The 20,761-nt window shown below is 49.5% G+C and carries 25 protein-coding genes; 15 read left to right on the top strand and 10 right to left on the bottom strand.

Features of this window, described 5'->3' with window-relative positions:
• Positions 1-2: 2 nt before the first annotated feature.
• The 3 genes from flgD to flgB are packed head-to-tail and all read right to left on the bottom strand — an operon-like array spanning position 3 to position 1,537.
• The gene (flgD, locus tag OGX91_RS21120; RefSeq protein WP_040230672.1) at positions 3-701 is read right to left on the bottom strand and encodes a flagellar hook assembly protein FlgD; all 699 of its coding nucleotides are present in this window, start codon (positions 699-701) and stop codon (positions 3-5) included.
• An 11-nt stretch (positions 702-712) separates the two neighbouring features.
• Positions 713-1,117 (bottom strand): flagellar basal body rod protein FlgC, encoded by a 405-nt coding sequence (gene flgC, locus OGX91_RS21115; protein WP_005129054.1) that lies wholly within the window; start codon positions 1,115-1,117, stop codon positions 713-715.
• Positions 1,118-1,120: 3 nt separating this feature from the next.
• Positions 1,121-1,537 (bottom strand): flagellar basal body rod protein FlgB, encoded by a 417-nt coding sequence (gene flgB, locus OGX91_RS21110; protein WP_003036189.1) that lies wholly within the window; start codon positions 1,535-1,537, stop codon positions 1,121-1,123.
• Between the two features lie 157 nt (positions 1,538-1,694).
• On the opposite strand from flgB, the gene flgA reads away from it, so the two are divergent.
• The 3 genes from flgA to flgN all read left to right on the top strand — a co-directional run bounded on the left by flgA (position 1,695) and on the right by flgN (position 3,167).
• Positions 1,695-2,354: a flagellar basal body P-ring formation chaperone FlgA gene (gene flgA, locus OGX91_RS21105; RefSeq protein ID WP_005129055.1), complete on the top strand. Its 660-nt coding sequence runs from the start codon at positions 1,695-1,697 to the stop codon at positions 2,352-2,354.
• A gap of 93 nt (positions 2,355-2,447) precedes the next feature.
• Entirely contained in the window at positions 2,448-2,741 is a 294-nt protein-coding gene (gene flgM / locus OGX91_RS21100) for a flagellar biosynthesis anti-sigma factor FlgM (RefSeq protein WP_005129057.1), read from the top strand.
• 3 nt (positions 2,742-2,744) lie between these two features.
• A complete protein-coding gene (gene flgN, locus OGX91_RS21095) occupies positions 2,745-3,167 on the top strand; it encodes a flagella biosynthesis chaperone FlgN (protein WP_040230671.1) in 423 nt (140 codons plus the stop codon).
• Positions 3,168-3,255: 88 nt separating this feature from the next.
• On the opposite strand, the gene murJ is transcribed toward flgN, so the two are convergent.
• The 4 genes from murJ to rimJ form a co-directional block, all read right to left on the bottom strand.
• Positions 3,256-4,791 (bottom strand): murein biosynthesis integral membrane protein MurJ, encoded by a 1,536-nt coding sequence (gene murJ, locus OGX91_RS21090; protein WP_005129059.1) that lies wholly within the window; start codon positions 4,789-4,791, stop codon positions 3,256-3,258.
• Between the two features lie 221 nt (positions 4,792-5,012).
• Positions 5,013-5,936, bottom strand: a complete 924-nt coding sequence (locus tag OGX91_RS21085) for a Gfo/Idh/MocA family protein (RefSeq protein WP_040230670.1) — start codon at positions 5,934-5,936, stop codon at positions 5,013-5,015.
• A 1-nt stretch (position 5,937) separates the two neighbouring features.
• Positions 5,938-6,585, bottom strand: coding sequence for a YceH family protein (locus OGX91_RS21080; protein WP_199946891.1), 648 nt, complete (start codon positions 6,583-6,585; stop codon positions 5,938-5,940).
• A 35-nt stretch (positions 6,586-6,620) separates the two neighbouring features.
• Positions 6,621-7,205 (bottom strand): ribosomal protein S5-alanine N-acetyltransferase, encoded by a 585-nt coding sequence (gene rimJ, locus OGX91_RS21075; RefSeq protein WP_005129064.1) that lies wholly within the window; start codon positions 7,203-7,205, stop codon positions 6,621-6,623.
• A 260-nt stretch (positions 7,206-7,465) separates the two neighbouring features.
• On the opposite strand from rimJ, the gene mdtH reads away from it, so the two are divergent.
• The 9 genes from mdtH to OGX91_RS21030 all read left to right on the top strand — a co-directional run bounded on the left by mdtH (position 7,466) and on the right by OGX91_RS21030 (position 14,361).
• Positions 7,466-8,674 (top strand): multidrug efflux MFS transporter MdtH, encoded by a 1,209-nt coding sequence (gene mdtH, locus OGX91_RS21070; protein ID WP_040230669.1) that lies wholly within the window; start codon positions 7,466-7,468, stop codon positions 8,672-8,674.
• A gap of 116 nt (positions 8,675-8,790) precedes the next feature.
• Entirely contained in the window at positions 8,791-9,351 is a 561-nt protein-coding gene (locus tag OGX91_RS21065) for a lipoprotein (protein ID WP_040230668.1), read from the top strand.
• A 104-nt stretch (positions 9,352-9,455) separates the two neighbouring features.
• Entirely contained in the window at positions 9,456-10,502 is a 1,047-nt protein-coding gene (gene pyrC / locus OGX91_RS21060; RefSeq protein ID WP_040230667.1) for a dihydroorotase, read from the top strand.
• A gap of 74 nt (positions 10,503-10,576) precedes the next feature.
• Positions 10,577-10,822, top strand: a complete 246-nt coding sequence (gene dinI, locus OGX91_RS21055) for a DNA damage-inducible protein I (protein WP_005129073.1) — start codon at positions 10,577-10,579, stop codon at positions 10,820-10,822.
• Positions 10,823-11,161: 339 nt separating this feature from the next.
• A complete protein-coding gene (gene bssS, locus OGX91_RS21050; RefSeq protein WP_003036154.1) occupies positions 11,162-11,416 on the top strand; it encodes a biofilm formation regulator BssS in 255 nt (84 codons plus the stop codon).
• 254 nt (positions 11,417-11,670) lie between these two features.
• Positions 11,671-12,789, top strand: a complete 1,119-nt coding sequence (solA, locus tag OGX91_RS21045) for an N-methyl-L-tryptophan oxidase (protein WP_005129078.1) — start codon at positions 11,671-11,673, stop codon at positions 12,787-12,789.
• A gap of 52 nt (positions 12,790-12,841) precedes the next feature.
• Complete coding sequence (locus tag OGX91_RS21040) at positions 12,842-12,955, top strand: YceO family protein (RefSeq protein WP_003846814.1); 114 nt, start codon at positions 12,842-12,844, stop codon at positions 12,953-12,955.
• A gap of 261 nt (positions 12,956-13,216) precedes the next feature.
• On the top strand, positions 13,217-13,783 hold the full coding sequence (locus OGX91_RS21035) for a cytochrome b (RefSeq protein ID WP_005129081.1): 567 nt from the start codon (positions 13,217-13,219) through the stop codon (positions 13,781-13,783).
• Between the two features lie 2 nt (positions 13,784-13,785).
• Positions 13,786-14,361 carry a YceI family protein gene (locus tag OGX91_RS21030; protein WP_005129089.1) on the top strand — a complete coding sequence of 192 codons (576 nt, stop codon included), beginning with the start codon at positions 13,786-13,788 and terminating at the stop codon, positions 14,359-14,361.
• A 47-nt stretch (positions 14,362-14,408) separates the two neighbouring features.
• Here OGX91_RS21030 and trhO read toward each other — a convergent pair whose 3' ends face one another.
• Positions 14,409-15,461, bottom strand: coding sequence for an oxygen-dependent tRNA uridine(34) hydroxylase TrhO (gene trhO / locus OGX91_RS21025; protein WP_005129091.1), 1,053 nt, complete (start codon positions 15,459-15,461; stop codon positions 14,409-14,411).
• A 219-nt stretch (positions 15,462-15,680) separates the two neighbouring features.
• Here trhO and OGX91_RS21020 point away from each other — a divergent pair, with 219 nt between their 5' ends.
• A complete protein-coding gene (locus OGX91_RS21020) occupies positions 15,681-16,601 on the top strand; it encodes a Kdo(2)-lipid IV(A) acyltransferase (RefSeq protein WP_286627252.1) in 921 nt (306 codons plus the stop codon).
• Positions 16,602-16,755: 154 nt separating this feature from the next.
• Positions 16,756-17,973: a multidrug efflux MFS transporter MdtG gene (mdtG, locus tag OGX91_RS21015; RefSeq protein WP_199946888.1), complete on the top strand. Its 1,218-nt coding sequence runs from the start codon at positions 16,756-16,758 to the stop codon at positions 17,971-17,973.
• Positions 17,974-18,120: 147 nt separating this feature from the next.
• Here mdtG and OGX91_RS21010 read toward each other — a convergent pair whose 3' ends face one another.
• Positions 18,121-19,452: a sensor domain-containing diguanylate cyclase gene (locus tag OGX91_RS21010; RefSeq protein ID WP_040230658.1), complete on the bottom strand. Its 1,332-nt coding sequence runs from the start codon at positions 19,450-19,452 to the stop codon at positions 18,121-18,123.
• Between the two features lie 667 nt (positions 19,453-20,119).
• On the opposite strand from OGX91_RS21010, the gene OGX91_RS21005 reads away from it, so the two are divergent.
• On the top strand, positions 20,120-20,500 hold the full coding sequence (locus OGX91_RS21005; protein WP_005129101.1) for a MysB family protein: 381 nt from the start codon (positions 20,120-20,122) through the stop codon (positions 20,498-20,500).
• On the opposite strand, the gene OGX91_RS21000 is transcribed toward OGX91_RS21005, so the two are convergent.
• Complete coding sequence (locus OGX91_RS21000; protein WP_223236914.1) at positions 20,501-20,740, bottom strand: YceK/YidQ family lipoprotein; 240 nt, start codon at positions 20,738-20,740, stop codon at positions 20,501-20,503.
• Positions 20,741-20,761: the final 21 nt, after the last annotated feature.

Raw genomic sequence — 20,761 nt, 5'->3', positions numbered from 1 at the left:
GCTTAAATTATCTGCCGTACTTCGTCGAGGGTGGTGGTTCCATAGGTGCCCAGGTCCAGCGTATTACCGCCGTTACTGCGGATAACACCCTGCACCAGCGCAAACTGTAGAGGCTGCGCCACAAGTTGCGTTCCGGCGTTGCTGGCCGCAATCGAAACGTTATACGAACCGCTCGGCGCATCCGTGCCGTCCGTCATGGTGCCATCCCAGGTAAAGGTGTGAACGCCCGCTTTCAACCCGCCAATATCAATGGTGCGTACCACCTTGCCGTCTTTATCGGTAATGGTTGCGGTAACCTTATCTGCCGGTTGCTGCAGCTCAACGCCAAACGGTGTCGTGGTCGTCGTTGCCCCTTCTTCCGCACCTTTACCGGTCAGAATGGTGGTTCCCGGGATCATGACGCCATGACCAATCAGAGTACTGGCCTGCAACGACTGGCTGCTATCGATCTGCCCGGAGATCGATCCCAGCGTGGTATTCAATTTTTCAATGCCGCTTACGGTACTGATTTGCGCTAACTGGGTAGTCAACTCATTGTTTTGCAACGGGTTGGTCGGATCCTGGTTTTTCAACTGCGCGACCAGAAGCGTCAGAAAGCTGCTTTGCAGATCGGCCGCGTTGCTCCCTGTCAGCGAACTTTTGCCAGTGGCAGCATTAACACCCGACGTACTCGGGTCATTCATTTTTACAGCAACGGACATGTGCGCCTCCTTTACTGGCCCAGCGTCAGCGTTTTAAGCATCAAGCTTTTTACGGTATTGAGCACTTCAACGTTTGCCTGATAGCTGCGTGAAGCAGACATGGTGTTAACCATCTCGCCGACCACGTCGACATTCGGCATTTTTACGTAGCCATTCGCATCCGCCAGCGGATTGCCCGGCTCATAAACCAGCTTGTCCGGCGCCTGACTTTCAATGACGTCAGAAACTTTTACGCCACCGGTTGCTGCGCCTGGCGCTGCATCGACCTGAAAAACAACCTGCTTTGCGCGATACGGCTGACCATCAGGTCCGGTCACGCTATCGGCGTTCGCCATGTTGCTGGCAGCCACGTTCAGACGCTGAGACTGAGCCGTCAGCGCAGAACCTGCGATATCAAAAATATTGAGCAACGCCACGGGTTAGTTCCCTCCTTGCAGCACGTTCATCATGCCCTTGATTTGCCCACCTAACGCGGTAAGCCCCATCTGGTACTTCAGGCTGTTATCCGCAAACTGCGTACGCTCCCTGTCCATATCCACCGTGTTGCCATCCAGAGACGGCTGGTCAGGAATGCGATAGAGCAACTCCGTAGAAGGAGCCGAGACAGTCTGGGCAGGAATGTGTTGTGCAGAGGTCAGCGTCAACGAAACACCGCCCGTTTCTTCCCGCCCGCGCACCATGACTTTTTTTAATTCACTGGCGAAATCCAGGTCGCGCGCCTGATACCCTGGCGTGTCGGCATTGGCAATGTTGGCCGCTAATATTTCCTGGCGTTGGGCGCGCAAATTCAGCGCTTCCTGTTGAAAACGTAAGGCGGCGTCGAGCTTATCGAGCATATCTCCTCCGCAAATGACAAAATTCAGCCGACAGCTTAAATCCCATCACGCGCGCGTTATCGCCGGAATAAACGCAAAATGCGTCGCTATTTGTTGCGTTGATGACTGCGTCACACAGGTAGAATCCTGCCACTACCTGAAAAAGCGCGAGGTTTTGATGCAAACGTTTAAACGTGGAATAGTTGTGGCAGCACTGCTGTTCAGCCCTATGACGCTGGCACAAGACCTGAATTCGCAGTTAACCGCGTGGTTTTCCCAGCGCCTGGCCGGGTTTAGCGATGAGGTGGTCGTCACTGTCCGTACGCCGCCAAACTTGCAGCCCAGCTGTGACCAGCCTGCGCTGAGCGTGTCCGGCAGTGCGAAACTGTGGGGTAACGTGAACGTACTGGCCCGCTGCGCCAATGAAAAGCGCTACCTGCAGGTCACGGTGCAAGCCACCGGCAACTATGTTGTCGCAGCGGCCCCTGTTGCCCGAGGAAGCGCACTGAACGCGGCCAGCGTAACGCTAAAACGTGGTCGTTTGGATCAACTGCCGCCACGCGCCGTACTGGACGTTAATCAGGTTCAGGATGCCGTGAGCCTGCGCGACCTGGTTCCCGGTCAGCCAATCCAGCTCACAATGTTGCGCCAGGCGTGGCGGATAAAAGCGGGTCAACGCGTGATGGTTATCGCCAACGGAGACGGCTTTCGGGTCAATGCCGAAGGTAAAGCGCTCAACAATGCAGCCGTCGCGCAAAACGCACGGGTGCGGATGATTTCTGGTCAGGTGGTGAGTGGAATCGTCGATTCTGATGGGAATATTCTTATTAACCTATAATAGGTTAAAGATTTTTTAGCGAGTGCCGATAGATAATCAACCAATGATTAAAGCGGGTCGCTATAGCGTAACCCCTCGATGAGGATAGAAAAAATGAGTATTGATCGTACCTCACCATTGAAGCCAGTAAGCACTGTCCAGCCACGCGAAACCAGCGACTCGCCGGTACAAAAAGCGCGGAAGGAAAAAACAGCGACGACAAACAGCACCAGCGTAATGCTGAGTGACGCTCAGGCCAAACTGATGCAGCCCGGCACCAATGACATCAACATGGAACGTGTCGAAGCGCTGAAAACCGCGATCCGTAACGGCGAGCTGAAAATGGATACCGGAAAAATTGCCGACTCGCTGATCCGCGAGGCACAGAGCTACCTACAGAGTAAATAAAGTATGACTCGTTTGTCAGAAATACTTGATCAGATGACGGCCGTCCTCAATGACCTGAAAACGGTGATGGATGCTGAGCAGCATCAGCTTTCTGCAGGGCAGATCAACGGTAGCCAGCTACAGCGAATTACAGAAGAAAAAAGTTCTTTGCTGGCCACCCTCGATTATCTGGAACAGCAGCGCCGCCTGGAAAATGATGCCTCGCGCAGCGCCAATGATGAGATTGCCGAGCGCTGGCAGACAATCACGAAGAAGACACAGCATTTGCGCGATCTCAACCAACACAATGGTTGGCTGCTCGAAGGGCAGATCGAACGCAATCAACAGGCAATTCAAGTGCTGAAACCGCACCAGGAGCCGACGCTGTATGGCGCAAACGGCCAGACCTCTGCGGCACATCGCGGCGGGAAAAAATTCTCTATTTGATCATTGCCTGATGGCATTGTGCTTATCAGGCAACGCTATTCTGTTGGCCGGATGCGGCGTTGCGCCGCCATCCGGCATAGGATGTCCATTACGCCGTCCGGCGAACAAACTCTTTCACTTTAAAGCCCAGCACAGCAAGAGCGGCAAAGTAGGCAACGATTCCCACGACCACCACCGCCATCAGACGCATCACACGCCACACCATTGTCCCCTGTGACCAGTCCGGCATCATGTAAAGCATCCCTACCAGCGCAGCAGACATCACCAGCACTGAAATCAGCAGACGCGTCAGGAACCAGGCCCAGCCCGGCTGTGGGGTGAATATTTTCTGTTTGCGCAGTTGCCAGTAGAGCAGCGAAGCATTCAGACACGCCGCCAAACCGATCGACAACGACAGTCCGGCATGCTTCAACGGCCCGATAAACGCCAGGTTCATCACCTGGGTCAGAATCAGCGTTACAATGGCAATTTTTACCGGCGTTTTAATATCCTGACGCGAGTAAAAACCAGGCGCCAATACTTTCACGACGATAATACCAATCAGCCCGACCGAATACGCCACCAGCGCGCGCTGGGTCATCGCCGCATCAAACGCGGTAAATTTTCCGTACTGGAACAGCGACACCGTCAGCGGTTTCGCCAGGATCCCCAATGCCACGGCACTGGGTAACGCCAGCAGAAAGCACAGGCGCAGCCCCCAGTCCATCAGGCGGCAATACTCATCATGATTACCGCTGGAAAAACTTTTGGACAGTGACGGCAGCAGGATTGTCCCCAGCGCCACCCCCAAAACACCGGACGGAAACTCCATCAGGCGGTCGGCATAGTACATCCATGACACCGAGCCGGAGGCCAGAAACGAGGCAAAAATCGTATTGATGATGAGAGAAATCTGGCTGACAGAGACCCCAAGGATCGCCGGCCCCATTTGCTTCACGACGCGCATCGCACCTTCATCGCGGAAGTTGACACGCGGCAGTACCAGCATGCCAATTTTCTTCAAATGTGGAAGCTGATAAACCAGTTGCAGCACACCGCCCACGGTGACAGCCCACGCCAGCGCCAGCACCGGCGGATGGAAATAAGGCGCGGCAAACAGCGCAAAACCAATCATGCTGATATTCAGAAACGTCGGCGCAAACGCTGGAATGGAGAAGCGATTCCATGTGTTAAGGATTGCACCAGCCAGTGAGGCCAGCGAAATCAGCAAAATATAAGGAAAGGTTATTCGCAGCAGTTGGGTGGTCAGTGTGAACTTATCTGCAGTATCAGCAAACCCTGGCGCGGTGACCATTATCACCCACGGCGCAGCAAGCATCCCGGCCACCGTGACGACGGCCAGCGCCAGCGTCAATAGACCAGAAACATAGGCGACAAACACGCGGGTGGCGTCTTCGCCCTGCTTACTTTTGTATTCGGCAAGAATCGGTACAAACGCCTGAGAGAACGCTCCCTCAGCAAAAATGCGGCGCAGCAGGTTAGGAAGTTTGAATGCCACAAAAAAGGCGTCGGTCGCCATCCCTGCGCCAAAGATTCTGGCGACAATCGCGTCACGCGCAAAACCCAGCACACGTGAGAACATCGTCATCGAGCTGACGGCTGCCAGCGATTTTAATAAATTCATCTATGTTGTATTCCAGACTCTGAGGCAGAACCCCGCATAGCCAGTCCATTGGCCGGAGAAGGCGTTGAGCCCTCATCCGGCAATGTCGCAGGGCCTGATGCCGACGCTAAAGCGTCTTATCAGGCTGACAAACTGGTCTATAGCTTGAAAAGAGGTGTTTTTTGAGTGGGCATATAGTACCTGGATTACCGTGAATTACTACCGCCAGATGTTACAGGGGGTTATTCCGCCATCGCCTCCCGCCACAGTTTATCAACCACACGCTGCGCCAGAATCGCCTGCTCGCCCGCCGTCTCAGGAACCGTCTGATTTTGTACACAGGCTATAAAATGGCGTGCGCATCCGGCAAACCCACGTTGTTCTAGCGTAGTTTGCCATCCAGCAATGGGCTTATGTACCACCCCCTGCCCGCGCTCTTCGCGCCATTCCCGCATATCCGTTACATCAATCAAGCCACCCTCCGTCACGGCCTGGATACACTCGCGCTGGCTACCAGCACGGCGGTGCATACTGGTGGTTATCTGTAGCTGATCGGCAGAAAAATGATGTTCAGCATAAAGCATTTCACCGATGTCATTTGTTAACAGCGTGCCGCCATTAAGTTGAACCTTTCCTCCTGCCAGCCACAGCGCGGTGTCTACCACATGCAGGTAATCATCCAGCAGCGTAAAACGCAGATCGTGCGGCCCGACGCTGTTCGTACGGTGCTTGTCCATACGGACAGACGCCGCATTGACCAACTGCGCCTTTAGATCCTGATACAGCGGCGCAAAGCGGCGATTAAATCCAACCATTAGCGTCAGTTTTTTCCGCGCCGCTAGCTCCACCAGTTGTTCAGCTTCGCGCAGATTTTCTGCCAGCGGCTTGTCCACGCAAACATGAACGCCGGCATTCAACAACTCACTCACTACGGCGTAGTGAGTGGCGGTACTGGAATGAACGAAAACAGCATCGCAGGTTGCCGCTAAATTCTGTACGGAATCAACGTATGGCATTCGCCAGGTTTCACAAATACGCTGCGCTTTTTCCCGCGAGGGGGACCATGCGCCCTGCAGCGTCCAGTCCACAGATGCACCCAACACAGGCAACCATGCCTTTTGCGCGATGCCTCCTAACCCGACTACGCCAATACGCAATTTTCCCACGTCAGTCTCCCAGGTGTGCCAATAACGAATCGAGCCGCTGTTTCAACTCTGCCACTTCGGTTTCCAGCGCTTCAACACGCGCCTGCAAATCTCCAGGCGCCGCCTGCGGTTCATCTGCCGCGGCGAGTAACTCATCAACCTCGCCACAAAACAGGTGCATATAACGACTTTCTCGTTTCCCAGGTTCACGCGCCAGGCGAATCACATAAGGACCGTCTTCCCGGGTCGCCAGCTTCTCCAGCGTCGACTCCACTTCCGCCATATCGCTGAACTCATACATTCGGGATGCGCGGCTACGCAATTCACCCGGTGTCTGAGCGCCACGGAGTAACAGCGTGGTAATCAGTGCCACTTCACCCGCGCTAAGCTTAAGATCGCCAAACTCTGAATTACAGAACCGCTGTTCGTATTTGGTCACGCGATTACCAAAGCCGCTCACCGTACGCAGAAAATGCCTTTTTACCAGGTTATCAAGCTGATCCTGCACGTCGGCTTCCGATAGATTCATCACCGGTTCACGGTTGGTTTTTTGATTACACGCGGTCACCACACCATTCACGGAAAGGGGATATTGTTCCGGTGTAGTAACCTGCTTTTCTAATAAGCAGCCAATCACACGGGCTTCGGTGGCGGTTAATTCGTATTTCATCGTCTTCTCCATTATTCAGGCCGTGCGCCTGAAACTTAGCGACCGGGGGTCCATTCTGATGTGGTCAACGCCGTCAGCACATGATCGCGCCACTGTCCATCAATCAGCAGATAGTCTTTTGCATACCCTTCTTTCTCAAAGCCGAGTCGCGCCAGCAAATCGCCGCTACGCTTATTGTGTGGCATGTAGTTCGCCATAATGCGGTGAATATGTTGCGTCCGCTGCACATAACGAATAGCGGCGGTCAGGGCTTCGTACATCAGCCCCTGCCCTTGCCACTTCTGCGCAATGGAATAACCGAGATAGCAAGCGTGGAAAGATCCGCGCACCACGTTCGAGAAGTTCGCTACGCCGATAATTTCTTTTTCATCAGGATCGAGCAGCGCGAAATACCAGGCCGTGCCTTGTTTATGAAATTCAGAGATCATGCTCAGACGCGCCTGCCAGCCAGAGGGGTAGCAGTGGCTTTCATCGCGGATAGGTTCCCAGGGCTTTAAGAAATGACGATTCTCTGCGTAATAATCTGCCAGACGCCAGGCATCACGCTCATGCACCAAACGCACGACCAGACGATCCGTGGTTAAGCGCACTTTTGGCACGTTACTGCGATAGCCAAACATTCTATACCTACTCCTTCCCGTAACGTCTTCAATACGCAATTCGCATTACTATACCTGTGCAAATACACCGTGTGAAAAGAGCAAAATGCCATTTTTTGAATTATTCACACATTTTGATGAAAACTCTCTATCAAGACTGACTTTTGATAAAAAAATATTGTCCCGCCAAGGGTGGGAAAAGCGCAAACGACACCGCAGAATAGAAGGTGCTTATCTTTTAAACTCTCCACCGAGTGACGAGTTTTTTCCCTGGAGGGGAAATGTCGCAAGTCTCGCAGGCAAGGAGCCTGGGTAAATATTTCCTGCTCATCGATAATATGCTGGTCGTGCTGGGTTTCTTTGTCGTTTTCCCACTGATCTCTATCCGTTTCGTCGACCAAATGGGCTGGGCCGCCGTGATGGTCGGTATCGCACTTGGATTGCGCCAATTTATCCAGCAAGGTCTGGGGATTTTTGGCGGCGCAATTGCTGACCGCTTTGGTGCCAAACCGATGATTGTGACCGGCATGCTGATGCGTGCCGCCGGATTCGCCACGATGGGGATTGCGCACGAACCCTGGCTATTGTGGTTCTCCTGTTTCCTCTCCGGCTTAGGCGGTACGTTATTCGACCCGCCCCGCTCGGCACTGGTGGTCAAACTGATCCGCCCGGAAAAGCGCGGGCGTTTTTTTTCTATTCTGATGATGCAGGACAGTGCCGGTGCCGTTGTTGGCGCATTACTCGGCAGTTGGCTGTTACAGTACGATTTCCGCCTGGTCTGCGCCACAGGTGCGATTTTGTTCGTTCTGTGCGCCGCGTTTAACGCATGGCTGCTTCCGGCATGGAAGCTATCCACCGTGAAGATTCCCGTGCGCGAAGGCATGAGTCATGTGATGCATGACAAACGATTTGTCACCTATGTCCTGACGCTGGCGGGGTATTACATGCTGGCGGTACAGGTTATGTTGATGCTGCCGATTATGGTTAATGACATTGCCGGTTCGCCAGCCGCCGTGAAGTGGATGTATGCCATCGAAGCGTGTCTCTCTTTAACGCTGCTCTACCCTATCGCCCGCTGGAGTGAAAAACGTTTTCGTCTTGAACATCGGCTGATGGCAGGCCTGCTGATCATGTCTCTTAGCATGATGCCCATCGGTCTGGTCGGGAATTTACAGCAGCTTTTCACCCTGATTTGCACCTTCTATATCGGTTCTATCATCGCCGAACCGGCACGCGAGACGTTGAGCGCGTCGTTGGCAAATGCGCGCGCACGGGGCAGTTACATGGGCTTTAGCCGCCTCGGGTTAGCCATCGGCGGTGCCATCGGTTATATCGGTGGCGGCTGGCTGTTTGACATGGGTAAAGCACTGTCACAGCCAGAGCTCCCGTGGATGATGCTCGGCATTATCGGCTTTATCACCTTCCTCGCGCTGGGTTGGCAGTTTAGCCATAAACGCCCGTCACGCGGCATGCTGGAACCTGATGCCTGATAGCTGACCAGGCGTCCCGGACTCAATTTCAGTTTTTTCTGCTGGTGTCCGGGCCGCTGGTGCTGGATGCTGCTTTGTGTCACGATTACGCCACAAGCATCATGTTGAGGAACCCCATGAAAAAGTTTTTTTTTGCTGCTGCACTGATTGTCAGCGGCCTGTTGGTTGGTTGTAATCAACTCACACAATACACGGTTAGCGAGCAAGAGATTAATCAGGCACTGGCAAAGCATAACGACTTCTCGAGAGATATTGGTCTGCCTGGCGTTGCTGAAGCCCATATCGTACTGACCAATCTCGCCAGCCAGATTGGTCGAGAAGAACCGAATAAAGTGACTCTGACAGGCGATGCCAATCTGGATATGAATTCCCTTTTTGGTAGTCAGAAAGCGACCATGAAGTTGAAGTTAAAAGCATTGCCAGTCTTCAATAAAGAAAAAGGCGCGATTTATCTGCAAGAAATGGAAGTGGTCGATGCGACCGTCACACCAGAGAAAATGCAATCTGTACTGCAAACTCTGATGCCCTACTTAAATCAGTCGCTGCGCAATTACTTTAACCAGCAACCGGCCTATATTTTGCGTGAAGATAGCAGCAAAGGCGAAGCGTTGGCGAAAAAACTGGCGAAAGGGATTGAGGTTAAACCGGGCGAAATCATTATCCCGTTCACCGATTAATAAACAACAGGGCGCTAATGCGTCCTTTTTTTCGTGCAAACGAAAACGTTTCCGCTTATCCTTTGTTTCCGGCAAAAAAGACTATCCTCAGCCGGAGCATATTGATGACTGCACCATCCCAGGTTTTAAAGATCCGCCGCCCAGACGACTGGCACCTTCACCTTCGCGATGGCGACATGTTGAAAACTGTCGTGCCTTATACCAGTGAAATTTATGGTCGCGCGATTGTTATGCCAAACCTCGCTCCGCCGGTCACGACAGTTGATGCGGCCATTGCGTACCGTCAGCGCATTCTGGGCGCTGTACCCGCCGGACATAGCTTTACTCCGTTAATGACCTGCTACTTAACGGACACGCTGGATCCTAATGAACTTGAGCGTGGATTCAACGAAGGCGTCTTCACCGCCGCGAAACTTTATCCCGCCAATGCAACAACCAACTCTACACATGGTGTAACCTCAGTCGATGCCATTATGCCGGTACTGGAGCGCATGGAAAAATTGGGGATGCCACTGTTGGTGCATGGTGAAGTGACGCACGCTGATATCGACATTTTCGATCGCGAAGCACGTTTCATCGAAACGGTGATGGATCCCTTGCGTCAGCGTTTAACCGCGCTAAAAGTGGTGTTTGAACATATCACGACCAAAGATGCCGCCGAATACGTTCGCGAGGGCAATGAGCTTCTTGCAGCAACCATCACACCGCAGCATTTAATGTTTAACCGCAACCATATGCTGGTCGGTGGAATTCGCCCGCATCTGTACTGCCTGCCAATACTCAAACGTAACGTTCACCAACAGGCGCTGCGTGAACTGGTTGCCAGCGGATTCAGTCGTGCATTCCTGGGTACCGACTCCGCACCGCATGCGCGTCATCGTAAAGAGTCCAGTTGCGGCTGTGCGGGCTGCTTTAATGCGCCGACCGCGCTGGGCAGCTATGCCACTGTGTTCGAAGAGATGAACGCGCTGGACCATTTCGAGGCCTTCTGCTCACTCAATGGCCCACAGTTCTATGGTTTGCCGGTGAATGAGACCTTTATTGAGCTGGAACGCGTGGAGCACCAGGTCCCGGAGAACATCGCGTTGGAAAACGATACGCTGGTGCCGTTCCTTGGCGGTGAAACGGTACGCTGGTCAGTAAAACGCTAAAAAAGTGTAGCCCACTGTTGTCAACTGGCGCAGTTAACTGTATAAATAACCAGTATAAACAACAGGGGGCTATTATGCGTATTGAAGTCACTATTGCCAAAACTTCACCTTTACCTGCCGGTGCTATCGACGCGCTGGCAGATGAACTCTCCCGCCGTATTCATCATCATTTTCCGGATAACGAAGGTAACGTTACCGTTCGTTATGCCGCGGCCAACAATCTGTCGGTTATTGGCGCAACAAAAGAGGACAAAGAACGCATCAGCGAAATCCTACAGGAAACCTGGGAAAGCGCGGATGACTGGTTCATCAACGAATAAAAAATGATATGCAGTGATGTTTGTTTGCCGGGTCGCCCCGGCTTTTTTACACATGCGTCCTTTAAATCAATCTTGCATTCACCACGCTAGCAGATAATTTATATTAAACACCTTGATTATCTTTTAATCAAAACACCAAAATAATTGCACAACATGCTAAAAAAAAATGAATAACATGTTGTTTTATTAATCATATAACACCGAAAACAAAAAATTTATGCGCCGTCCTCTTTAAATTTTCAATGAATACCCTTATTTATTGATATACTGAAGTTGCTTCAGAAAAAAACGCATTGAACCTCGAAAACCGTTGTCTAGTAACACGAATTAGGGGGCATGATGGAAAAGAATAATGAAGTCATTCAGACTCATCCGCTTGTAGGGTGGGACATCAGCACTGTTGATAGCTACGATGCGCTGATGCTGCGTTTGCACTACCAGACCCCGAATCGTCCGGACCCGGATGGGACTGAAGTCGGTCAAACGCTCTGGTTAACCACTGATGTTGCCAGGCAATTTATTTCGATATTAGAAGCCGGAATCGCCAAAATTGAATCAGGCGATTACCAGGTAAATGAGTATCAGCGACATTAAACCTGATACATCACCCCATCAAAAGGCACCTTCACGGTGCCTTTCTTATTTCCAGGTTGAATATTCCGGATCAGTTATTTACTCTGCTATACCTGTCATACTTCAAGTTGCATGTGCATTGGCTTTATTACTCGGCCCATCCCTGGGCCTCGCCCCTTCGGGGCCAGCGCAAGCGCTGTTCAAAACGGCCGGGGCGTTTTGTCCTGCAACTCGAATTATTTAAGGTATACTATCGCGATTGCAGAGAGAAGCGGATGAAATACGACTTAATCATTATTGGCAGCGGTTCCGTGGGCGCCGCAGCCGGATACTACGCCACTCGCGCCGGTCTGAAGGTGCTGATGATCGATACGCATATGCCACCACATCAGCAGGGCAGCCACCACGGCGATACACGATTAATTCGTCATGCGTATGGCGAAGGTGAAAAATACGTTCCGCTGGTGCTACGTGCGCAAACATTGTGGGATGAACTTTCCGCACAAAATGAAGAGCCTGTTTTTGTTCGCTCTGGCGTTATCAACCTGGGTCCAGCAGATTCGACCTTCTTAGCGACCGTGACGCAAAGTGCCAAACAGTGGCAGCTCAATGTCGAACAGTTGGATGCAACTGCCATCATGACTCGCTGGCCAGAAATTCGCGTGCCTGAAAACTATATCGGGCTGTTCGAAGCCGAATCCGGTTTTTTACGCAGTGAGCTAGCCATTAAAACCTGGATCCGCCTGGCTGAAGAGGCAGGTTGTGCGCAGCTGTTTAAATGCCCCGTCACGGCAATTCATCACCACAATGATGGCGTAACGGTTGCAACAGCCGATGGTGACTACCACGCGAAAAAAGTTGTCGTCAGCGCCGGCACCTGGGTCAAGGCATTATTGCCTGAACTGCCGATACAGCCGGTGCGTAAGGTATTCGCATGGTATCAGGCTGACGGGCGCTACAGTGTCAAAAACAAATTCCCGGCATTTACCGGCGAACTGCCTAATGGCGATCAATACTACGGTTTTCCGGCTGAAAATGACGAGTTAAAAATTGGCAGGCATAACGGCGGACAGGTCATTCATTCACCTGAGGAACGTAAACCGTTTGCCGCTGTCGCCAGCGATGGTTCTGAAGCCTTCCCATTCCTGCGCGCTATTTTGCCTGGCATCGGCTGTTGTCTGCATGGCGCATCCTGTACTTACGATAACTCGCCAGATGAAGACTTCATTATTGATACGCTGCCAGACCATGACAACACGCTGGTGATTACCGGACTCAGCGGACACGGTTTTAAGTTTGCTTCCGTACTGGGCGAAATCGCGGCTGATTTTGCCCAGGGTAAACCGTCAGCCTTTGACCTGACGCCATTCAGGCTGTCCCGTTTTAAGCGATAATTGATCAATGGCCTCGTTGGTGAGGCCATTTTTAATGACAGGAATAACATTGATGCGCCGCATCTTTCACTATCTGGTTAATAATATTCGCGAGCATTTCATGCTCTACATTATTTTATGGTCGCTGCTGGCGATTATGGACGTCATATATATTATGTTCTTCTAATCTATATGCGCTGACATTAATTGACAAAAACTGATAATTACTTAATTTCATTGCAATAAACTGAATAACATAACTTTCATCACTCCTTGTTTTCAAGCCCTTCTCAATGGCCACTCACACTAACGATTTGATGATTGCGCCTTTAATTAATCAATTTTATTGAAATAAAAACAAATATCATCACCATTGTTATTTATTAGTTGCATTAATGTCTTTTACGCGCCATTTTCATTCACTTCTGAAATATCTAACGGTGTATTTATGCAATTCAATAATAGTCCACAGCGCTATGGCGTGGTGTCTGCCGCATTACACTGGCTGGTCGCTATTGCCGTCTATGGCATGTTTGCTCTGGGTTTATGGATGGTAACACTCAGTTATTACGATGGTTGGTATCACCAGGCGCCTGAACTGCATAAAAGTATCGGTGTGTTGCTGATGATGGGACTGGTTGTCCGCATTGTCTGGCGGGTTGTTTCCCCTCCCCCTGCCGCGCTGAAAAGCTATTCCCGTTTAACCCGTATTGCAGCGGCATTGGGCCACCTCACGCTGTATACCCTACTTTTTTCTATTGGCATCAGTGGCTATCTGATCTCTACCGCAGACGGTAAAGCAATAAGCGTATTTGGTTGGTTCGATGTTCCCGCCACGTTTGCCAACGCAGGCGTACAAGCCGACATCGCCGGTAGCGTGCACCTGTGGCTCGCGTGGGCCGTGGTGGTTTTATCACTTCTGCATGGGTTAATGGCCCTGAAACATCACTTTATCGATAACGACGATACCCTTAATCGCATGTTGGGAAAATCGTCATCTGACTATGGAGCTTAAAAATGAAAAAAAACCTGCTGGGACTTACCCTCGCCTCTCTGTTATTCACCACCGGGTCGGCCGTAGCGGCAGATTACAAAATTGACAAAGAAGGACAGCATGCCTTTGTTAATTTCCGCATTCAGCATCTGGGATACAGCTGGCTGTACGGCACATTTAAAGACTTCGACGGCACATTTACCTTTGACGAGAAAAACCCGGCTGCCGATAAAGTCAATGTCACCATCAACACCAACAGTGTTGATACCAATCATGCCGAACGTGACAAACACCTGCGTAGTGCAGAATTCCTCAATGTGAGCAAGTTCCCGCAGGCTACCTTTACGTCCACCAGCGTGAAGAAAGAGGGCAATGATTTGGATATCACCGGTAACCTGACCCTGAACGGCGTCACCAAACCGGTAACTCTGGATGCAAAGTTGATGGGCCAGGGTGGCGATCCATGGGGTGGCACACGCGCCGGTTTTGAAGCTCAAGGGAAAATAAAGCTGAAGGATTTCAACATTACCACCGATCTTGGTCCCGCTTCGCAGGAAGTCGAATTAATTATCTCGGTGGAAGGCGTACAGCAGAAATAACGTCCTATTGATGCCGGATGAGGCTTTTGCCGCCATCCGGCATCGTGTTATTGCGCAGGATCGGGAATACCGAGCTTAGTATTTAAACGACCACGCGATTTATTAAAGATCTTATTGCCATTCTCACGCCCCGCGCGACGGCGGCGCTGCTCCTCTTCCGGCAGTTCGCTCTCTTCACAACACAGTTCACTACAGCAGCCTTTATACTTTTGCGCACAGGCTGGACACTGTATAAACAGCAGATGGCAGCCATCGTTTTTGCAATTGGTATGGCTGTCACATGCGATACCGCACTGGTGACAATGCGAAATCACATCGTCAGAGATCCTTTCACCCATGCGTTCATCGAAAACAAAATTTTTACCGATAAAACGCACAGGCAGTCCCTGCTCACGCGCTTTGCGGGCATACTCAATAATGCCGCCCTCAATGTGCCAGACTTTGCTAAACCCGTTATGTTTCATCCAGGCACTGGCTTTCTCACAACGAATCCCCCCAGTACAATACATAACGATTTTTTTATCCTTATGCTCCTGCATCATTTCTACCGCTTTCGGCAGTTGATCGCGGAAGGTATCTGCCGGGATCTCCAGTGCGTTTTCGAAGTGACCCACTTCATATTCATAGTGGTTGCGCATATCAATAAACACCGCATCCGGATCGTCCAGCATGGCATTCACTTCAGCAGCCTTCAGATAATCACCCACGTTGCTGGCGTCAAAATCAGGATCATCAATGCCATCCGCGACAATTCGCTCACGGACCTTCATGCGCAGAACCCAGAAAGATTTGCCGTCATCATCTAATGCAATATTGAGACGCAACCCGGATAACGCAGGATCAAATGCGTATAACTGTTGGCGAAACGCATCAACGTTACTTTGCGGTACACTGATTTGTGCGTTAATGCCTTCCCGTGCAAGATATACGCGGCCAAACACATTCAGCGTAGTGAACAGTTGATACAGTGCATCACGCGTTTGCTGAGGATCAGCGATGGTGAAATATTTATAGAATGAAATCGTCGTGCGCGGCTCGGATTCCGCCAGCATTTTAGCTTTGAGCGCGTCATTCGAAATGCGGTTGTGTAACACTGGCATGGTGTACGTATCCTGCAATCAGTAAAAATGAAAATCGGCCGGCATGATAAAGCAAACTTCGCCAATTTACATCCACACATTTTACGCTACATTTCATACTTCACGATAAAAATGCAACAACAATTGATGGTTTAATCACCGTTCTCCCGTCGTAAATTTTAGATACGCGCAAAAAAATGCGACAATACAGGGAATTGGTCGTTAGAAGACAGGATAGACATGACGAATTTACCCAAGTTTTCGGCTGCGCTACTGCATCCGCGTTATTGGTTAACCTGGCTGGGAATTGGCATCCTTTGGTTAATCGTACAGTTACCCTACCCAGTGATCTATAAATTGGGATGCGCATTAGGCCGTCTGGCGTTACGTTTGATGAAACGTCGGGCAAAGATTGTTTCCCGCAATCTGGAACTGTGCTTCCCGCAAATGAGCGAGCAGGAACGCCAGCAGATGATGGTAAAAAACTTTGAGTCTGTCGGTATGGGCGTAATGGAAACCGGCATGGCCTGGTTTTGGTCCGACAGGCGAATATCACGCTGGACTGAAGTTATCGGAATGGAGCATATCCGGGACGTTCAGGCACAAAAGCGTGGGATCCTGTTAGTTGGTCTGCACTTTTTGACCCTCGAGTTGGGTGCACGCCAGTTTGGCTTACAAGAGCCGGGAATTGGTGTGTATCGTCCTAACGACAATCCTCTGCTCGACTGGCTACAAACCTGGGGGCGTATGCGCTCCAATAAATCAATGCTCGATCGTAAAGACCTGAAAGGGATGATTAAAGCGTTGAAGAAAGGTGAAGTGGTCTGGTACGCGCCGGATCACGACTACGGCCCTCGCGCCAGCGTATTTGTGCCTTTGTTCGCCGTTGAACAGGCTGCGACGACGTCCGGAACATGGATGCTGTCACGAATGTCGAATGCCTGCCTGGTGCCATTTGTTCCCCGCCGCAAACCTGACGGTAAGGGGTATCAATTGATCATGCTGCCACCTGAGTGTTCACCACCGCTGGACAATGCTGAAACAACGGCGGCCTGGATGAATAAAATCGTTGAAAAATGCATCATGATGGCCCCCGAACAATACATGTGGCTGCATCGCCGCTTCAAGACACGTCCTGAAGGCTCCCCGTCTCTGTACTGAGTCTTTGTTGCAGTCCTGTGGGCTGCAACACCTTCTCTCCCCTTTTAGGTTTAACTGCTATCCGCATTGCAGCAACTATCAACCAGGCGCATAATTAGCCTGCTTATTTATATTTACTCGATAGCGCAAACAGCGCATCACACTGCGGATCGCTATGTCACCCTCTGATGTCCCCATAAACTGGAAACGCAACCTTACCGTTGCCTGGCTGGGCTGTTTTTTAACCGGCGCAGCATTTAGCCTGGTCATGCCATTTTTACCCCTTTACGTCGAGAGTCTTGGCGTGACGGGTCACAGTGCCCTGAATATGTGGTCAGGGCTGGTATTCAGTATCACCTTCCTGTTTTCCGCGATTGCCTCACCTTTCTGGGGCGGACTGGCCGATCGTAAAGGCCGGAAAATCATGCTGTTACGCTCGGCGTTGGGCATGGCCATCGTCATGCTGCTGATGGGGCTGGCACAAAATATCTGGCAATTCTTGATCCTGCGCGCCCTGCTGGGTTTGCTCGGTGGATTTATTCCTAATGCCAACGCACTGATCGCAACCCAGGTGCCACGCAATAAAAGCGGCTGGGCGTTGGGGACACTTTCCACCGGCGGCGTCAGCGGTGCTTTACTTGGGCCACTGGCGGGCGGGTTACTCGCCGATCAGTATGGTCTGCGCCCTGTATTTTTCATCACAGCCCTGGTGCTGTTGATCTGTTTTATTCTGACTCTCTTTTTTATCCGTGAACGCTTCCAGCCAGTGAGCAAGAAAGAGATGCTGCACGTTCGCGAAGTCGTGACGTCGTTAAAGAATCCAAAGCTGGTGCTGAGCTTGTTTGTCACTACCCTGATAATTCAGGTTGCAACCGGCTCCATTGCGCCAATCCTGACGCTGTATGTACGGGAGCTTGCAGGTAATGTCAGCAATATCGCGTTTATCAGTGGGATGATTGCCTCTGTACCCGGTGTTGCGGCCTTAATCAGTGCACCAAAGCTCGGCAAATTGGGTGACAGGATTGGTCCGGAGAAGATCCTGATCGTTGCATTGGTTATCTCCGTACTGCTGCTGATCCCAATGTCATTCGTCCAGACGCCCTGGCAGCTAGGCGTGCTGCGCTTTTTACTGGGTGCCGCTGATGGCGCATTGCTGCCTGCCGTACAGACCTTGCTGGTGTATAACTCAACCAACCAAATCGCCGGGCGTATCTTTAGTTACAACCAGTCGTTTCGTGATATCGGCAACGTTACAGGGCCGTTAATGGGAGCTGCTATATCGGCAAATTATGGCTTCCGTGCCGTCTTCTGCGTCACCGCTGGTGTTGTGTTATTTAACGCAATCTACTCATGGAACAGTCTGCGCCGCCGGGGATCTCAGGTTCTGGGATGATTTGGTGTATTCATTCTCAACGGGCCCCCAACATATCAATTGGATTAATGTAGGGGGATACGCAGAGTGAGCTCCGTGACAATTCTGATCGTACTGGCTACACACCTTTTTTAAACGTCATGACACTCAATAACGCTTAATATTATTCTAGCTGTTATAGTAAACTACTTTATTTCTACCTGAATTTTTCGCTTCATACAGCGCAGCATCAGCATATGATACGACTTTGTCAGCAGAATAATCATCAGATTTACTACAATATACACCGATGCTGATTGTCATTTTCTCTTTCAAGCCATATATATTGGGCACCGCTGTTTCAGTTTCAACATTTTTTCTTATTCTTTCCGCAACAAACATTACTTCAGCGTTATCTTTACACTTAATCAGGATCCCAAACTCTTCCCCACCAATTCTCGCAAAAATGTCTGAGTCTCTGATCGATTTATTGACAATATCAACAATGCTTTTTATAACGCGGTCGCCTTCCTGATGGCCATAAGTATCATTGATGCGTTTGAATTTATCTATATCCAGTATCATTATACAAACAGCACCTTTTACTAAAGATGATTTCAGTGCCTTATAGAATAACTTCCGGTTATATATCTTAGTCATCGCATCTTTTATTGCTGAATCCTTCTCTCTCTTAAGAATAATGAACATGTTGTACATTAATATAGATATGATACATAAGGTGCTGATAACTTCGATTCCCCTACTGACATACCAAATATACATACTATATTCATCCAGACTTAACAGAAGAACATTCGTCAGGATTGCAGAGCAACACAGTAACGCGATGCTTTTCCATAAGATACCATGCATTTTGGTTTTCACTGCCAGATACAACAAAACCATTCCCCATGCAATAATCAGTGAATATATATAGCCAATATGCCAGTGCACCGTTTTATTGTCAGCTTTGAGACTGGTAATTTCAATCGTGACATCAGCGTTATAACTGGACAAATTATGCGAAAGGGATGCAATTGCCAGCATAATCAACAAGGCTATAATTATGTAACATGGTTCTCTTTCTTTAGTCTCAATAACTGTGGAAGTCGCTTTATAAGATTTCAATGATACAAAAAACAATGCAATAAAACTAACTTGCCTAAAATAATAGAAGATAGCGATATCATTTGTGCGTTTTTCTATCAAAACGCTATCATTAATTAAATCCTGAACGATATATATAGTTTCTATAAAATAGATATCATTACTAAGAAATGCCATTCCTAGTATCATCAGGTATGTTAGATCTTTCCTGCAAAGGTATTGAAAAAGCATAAAAAGAAAAATTATGCCGTACAGAAAAAACAACCCAACGATGATTATCAAATATGTTGTTTGAGGTACACTCTGCACTTCTAGCTGATACTGAGAAAGACACATGCCAGCAATAAAATAGCTGACTAAGCAAGTAATGTAAAAGTTCATCAACCTGCTATTATTTGAATTACTATTATCCATAACAGCCCTGACCAGAATCCTATTTCGCATTTTATATATTAAGTCATTACTTTTTGCAAATTAATAATTTATCATTTTTTTAATAATGACAATCTTATTTATAACGCATGTTATTATTCATTAAATATTATGGATGCTCTCTTATACTTCGCTATATATATAATATAGTCACCACATGCATAATGATTAACAATATCATTTATGGATATCTAACTTAAACAAACATCGATACTTTCAGACGTAATACTCACACGCGTCATTTTTATACTTACCCTTTAATTTCAACTAGTTAAAATAAAAAATTTTGTATGAATTATAATTGTTTCACCCGCCATAAAGTATGGTTTGCAGTCTATTTAATCACCACGTTTAAACTATAACATCCTCACCCATGGTGCTCCTGTCATAACGGCTTGAGTTTAATACACTCCAACCGATTCTTAAAAACTTAAGGTTTGCTGTTCATGAATCGTATTGGCGGTAGGGTTCCCCCGTTTTTTTTGTTGTTCCAGGAAGCACCACAACCGTATGGTTATGGTAAGAAACACCTGATGCTTCAAGCCGTTGCATACCTGAAACTTCGCGATAAACGAATGCTTTGACAGTTCTCACCACACCACCTATATCTTTTTATTAAGCCAATCACCCATGCGATCAGGATGCGAATATGAATGCCTTATACCCCACCCTTGAAGAAGCCATTGATGCAGCCCGTGAAGAGTTTCTGGCTGAGAATTCAGGCCTTGAATCTGACGAAGCCAGTGTCCAGCAGCTGAACGTACAAAAGTACGTGCTACAGGATGGCGATATCATGTGGCAAGCTGAGTTTTTTGCCGACGAAGATGATGGCGAAGGCGAATGTTTGCCCATGCTGAGCGGTGAAGCGGCACAAAGCGTTTTTGATGGCGACTATGATGAGATTGATATTCGTCAGGAATGGCAGGAGGAAAATACGCTCCACGAATGGGATGAGGGTGAATTTCAACTGGAGCCTCCCCTTGACACAGAAGAAGGCCAGACCGCAGCCGATGAATGGGATGAACGATAGTTACTCGTAAGGCCCATGGTGTATATCGAGCGGTAATAGCAACGTATCAAACACCAGCGAAAACGGCAGATCCAGGAGGGTGACATAACGCCACGCAGAGTCCCGGACATCCCATTGCACGCCTGGATAGTATTGATTTCCGTGTCCTTGCCCGGGGATCGTCCGGCTAATAATGCTGCCGCATCCGCTCAGAAGAAAGACCATCATTCCCACAGCGAGTATTCGCACTGGATACCTCATGACTTTTATATTCAGTATAAA

The organism is Citrobacter sp. Cpa228 (assembly GCF_030333085.1).
Classification (GTDB): domain Bacteria; phylum Pseudomonadota; class Gammaproteobacteria; order Enterobacterales; family Enterobacteriaceae; genus Citrobacter; species Citrobacter pasteurii.
Note: the sequence above shows the minus strand (reverse complement) of the source record. Positions and strands in the feature narration are given on the sequence as shown.

Coding starts and splice junctions, on each gene's coding strand:
- mdtH (WP_040230669.1), top strand. CDS start 7,466: ATGTCGCAAGTCTCGCAGGCAAGGAGCCTGGGTAAATATTTCCTGCTC.
- OGX91_RS21010 (WP_040230658.1), bottom strand. CDS start 19,452: ATGGATAATAGTAATTCAAATAATAGCAGGTTGATGAACTTTTACATT.
- trhO (WP_005129091.1), bottom strand. CDS start 15,461: ATGCCAGTGTTACACAACCGCATTTCGAATGACGCGCTCAAAGCTAAA.
- OGX91_RS21005 (WP_005129101.1), top strand. CDS start 20,120: ATGAATGCCTTATACCCCACCCTTGAAGAAGCCATTGATGCAGCCCGT.
- OGX91_RS21065 (WP_040230668.1), top strand. CDS start 8,791: ATGAAAAAGTTTTTTTTTGCTGCTGCACTGATTGTCAGCGGCCTGTTG.
- murJ (WP_005129059.1), bottom strand. CDS start 4,791: ATGAATTTATTAAAATCGCTGGCAGCCGTCAGCTCGATGACGATGTTC.
- pyrC (WP_040230667.1), top strand. CDS start 9,456: ATGACTGCACCATCCCAGGTTTTAAAGATCCGCCGCCCAGACGACTGG.
- flgM (WP_005129057.1), top strand. CDS start 2,448: ATGAGTATTGATCGTACCTCACCATTGAAGCCAGTAAGCACTGTCCAG.
- OGX91_RS21000 (WP_223236914.1), bottom strand. CDS start 20,740: ATGAGGTATCCAGTGCGAATACTCGCTGTGGGAATGATGGTCTTTCTT.
- dinI (WP_005129073.1), top strand. CDS start 10,577: ATGCGTATTGAAGTCACTATTGCCAAAACTTCACCTTTACCTGCCGGT.
- bssS (WP_003036154.1), top strand. CDS start 11,162: ATGGAAAAGAATAATGAAGTCATTCAGACTCATCCGCTTGTAGGGTGG.
- OGX91_RS21035 (WP_005129081.1), top strand. CDS start 13,217: ATGCAATTCAATAATAGTCCACAGCGCTATGGCGTGGTGTCTGCCGCA.
- solA (WP_005129078.1), top strand. CDS start 11,671: ATGAAATACGACTTAATCATTATTGGCAGCGGTTCCGTGGGCGCCGCA.
- flgB (WP_003036189.1), bottom strand. CDS start 1,537: ATGCTCGATAAGCTCGACGCCGCCTTACGTTTTCAACAGGAAGCGCTG.
- OGX91_RS21020 (WP_286627252.1), top strand. CDS start 15,681: ATGACGAATTTACCCAAGTTTTCGGCTGCGCTACTGCATCCGCGTTAT.
- flgA (WP_005129055.1), top strand. CDS start 1,695: ATGCAAACGTTTAAACGTGGAATAGTTGTGGCAGCACTGCTGTTCAGC.
- OGX91_RS21030 (WP_005129089.1), top strand. CDS start 13,786: ATGAAAAAAAACCTGCTGGGACTTACCCTCGCCTCTCTGTTATTCACC.
- mdtG (WP_199946888.1), top strand. CDS start 16,756: ATGTCACCCTCTGATGTCCCCATAAACTGGAAACGCAACCTTACCGTT.
- OGX91_RS21080 (WP_199946891.1), bottom strand. CDS start 6,585: ATGAAATACGAATTAACCGCCACCGAAGCCCGTGTGATTGGCTGCTTA.
- flgN (WP_040230671.1), top strand. CDS start 2,745: ATGACTCGTTTGTCAGAAATACTTGATCAGATGACGGCCGTCCTCAAT.
- rimJ (WP_005129064.1), bottom strand. CDS start 7,205: ATGTTTGGCTATCGCAGTAACGTGCCAAAAGTGCGCTTAACCACGGAT.
- flgD (WP_040230672.1), bottom strand. CDS start 701: ATGTCCGTTGCTGTAAAAATGAATGACCCGAGTACGTCGGGTGTTAAT.
- OGX91_RS21040 (WP_003846814.1), top strand. CDS start 12,842: ATGCGCCGCATCTTTCACTATCTGGTTAATAATATTCGCGAGCATTTC.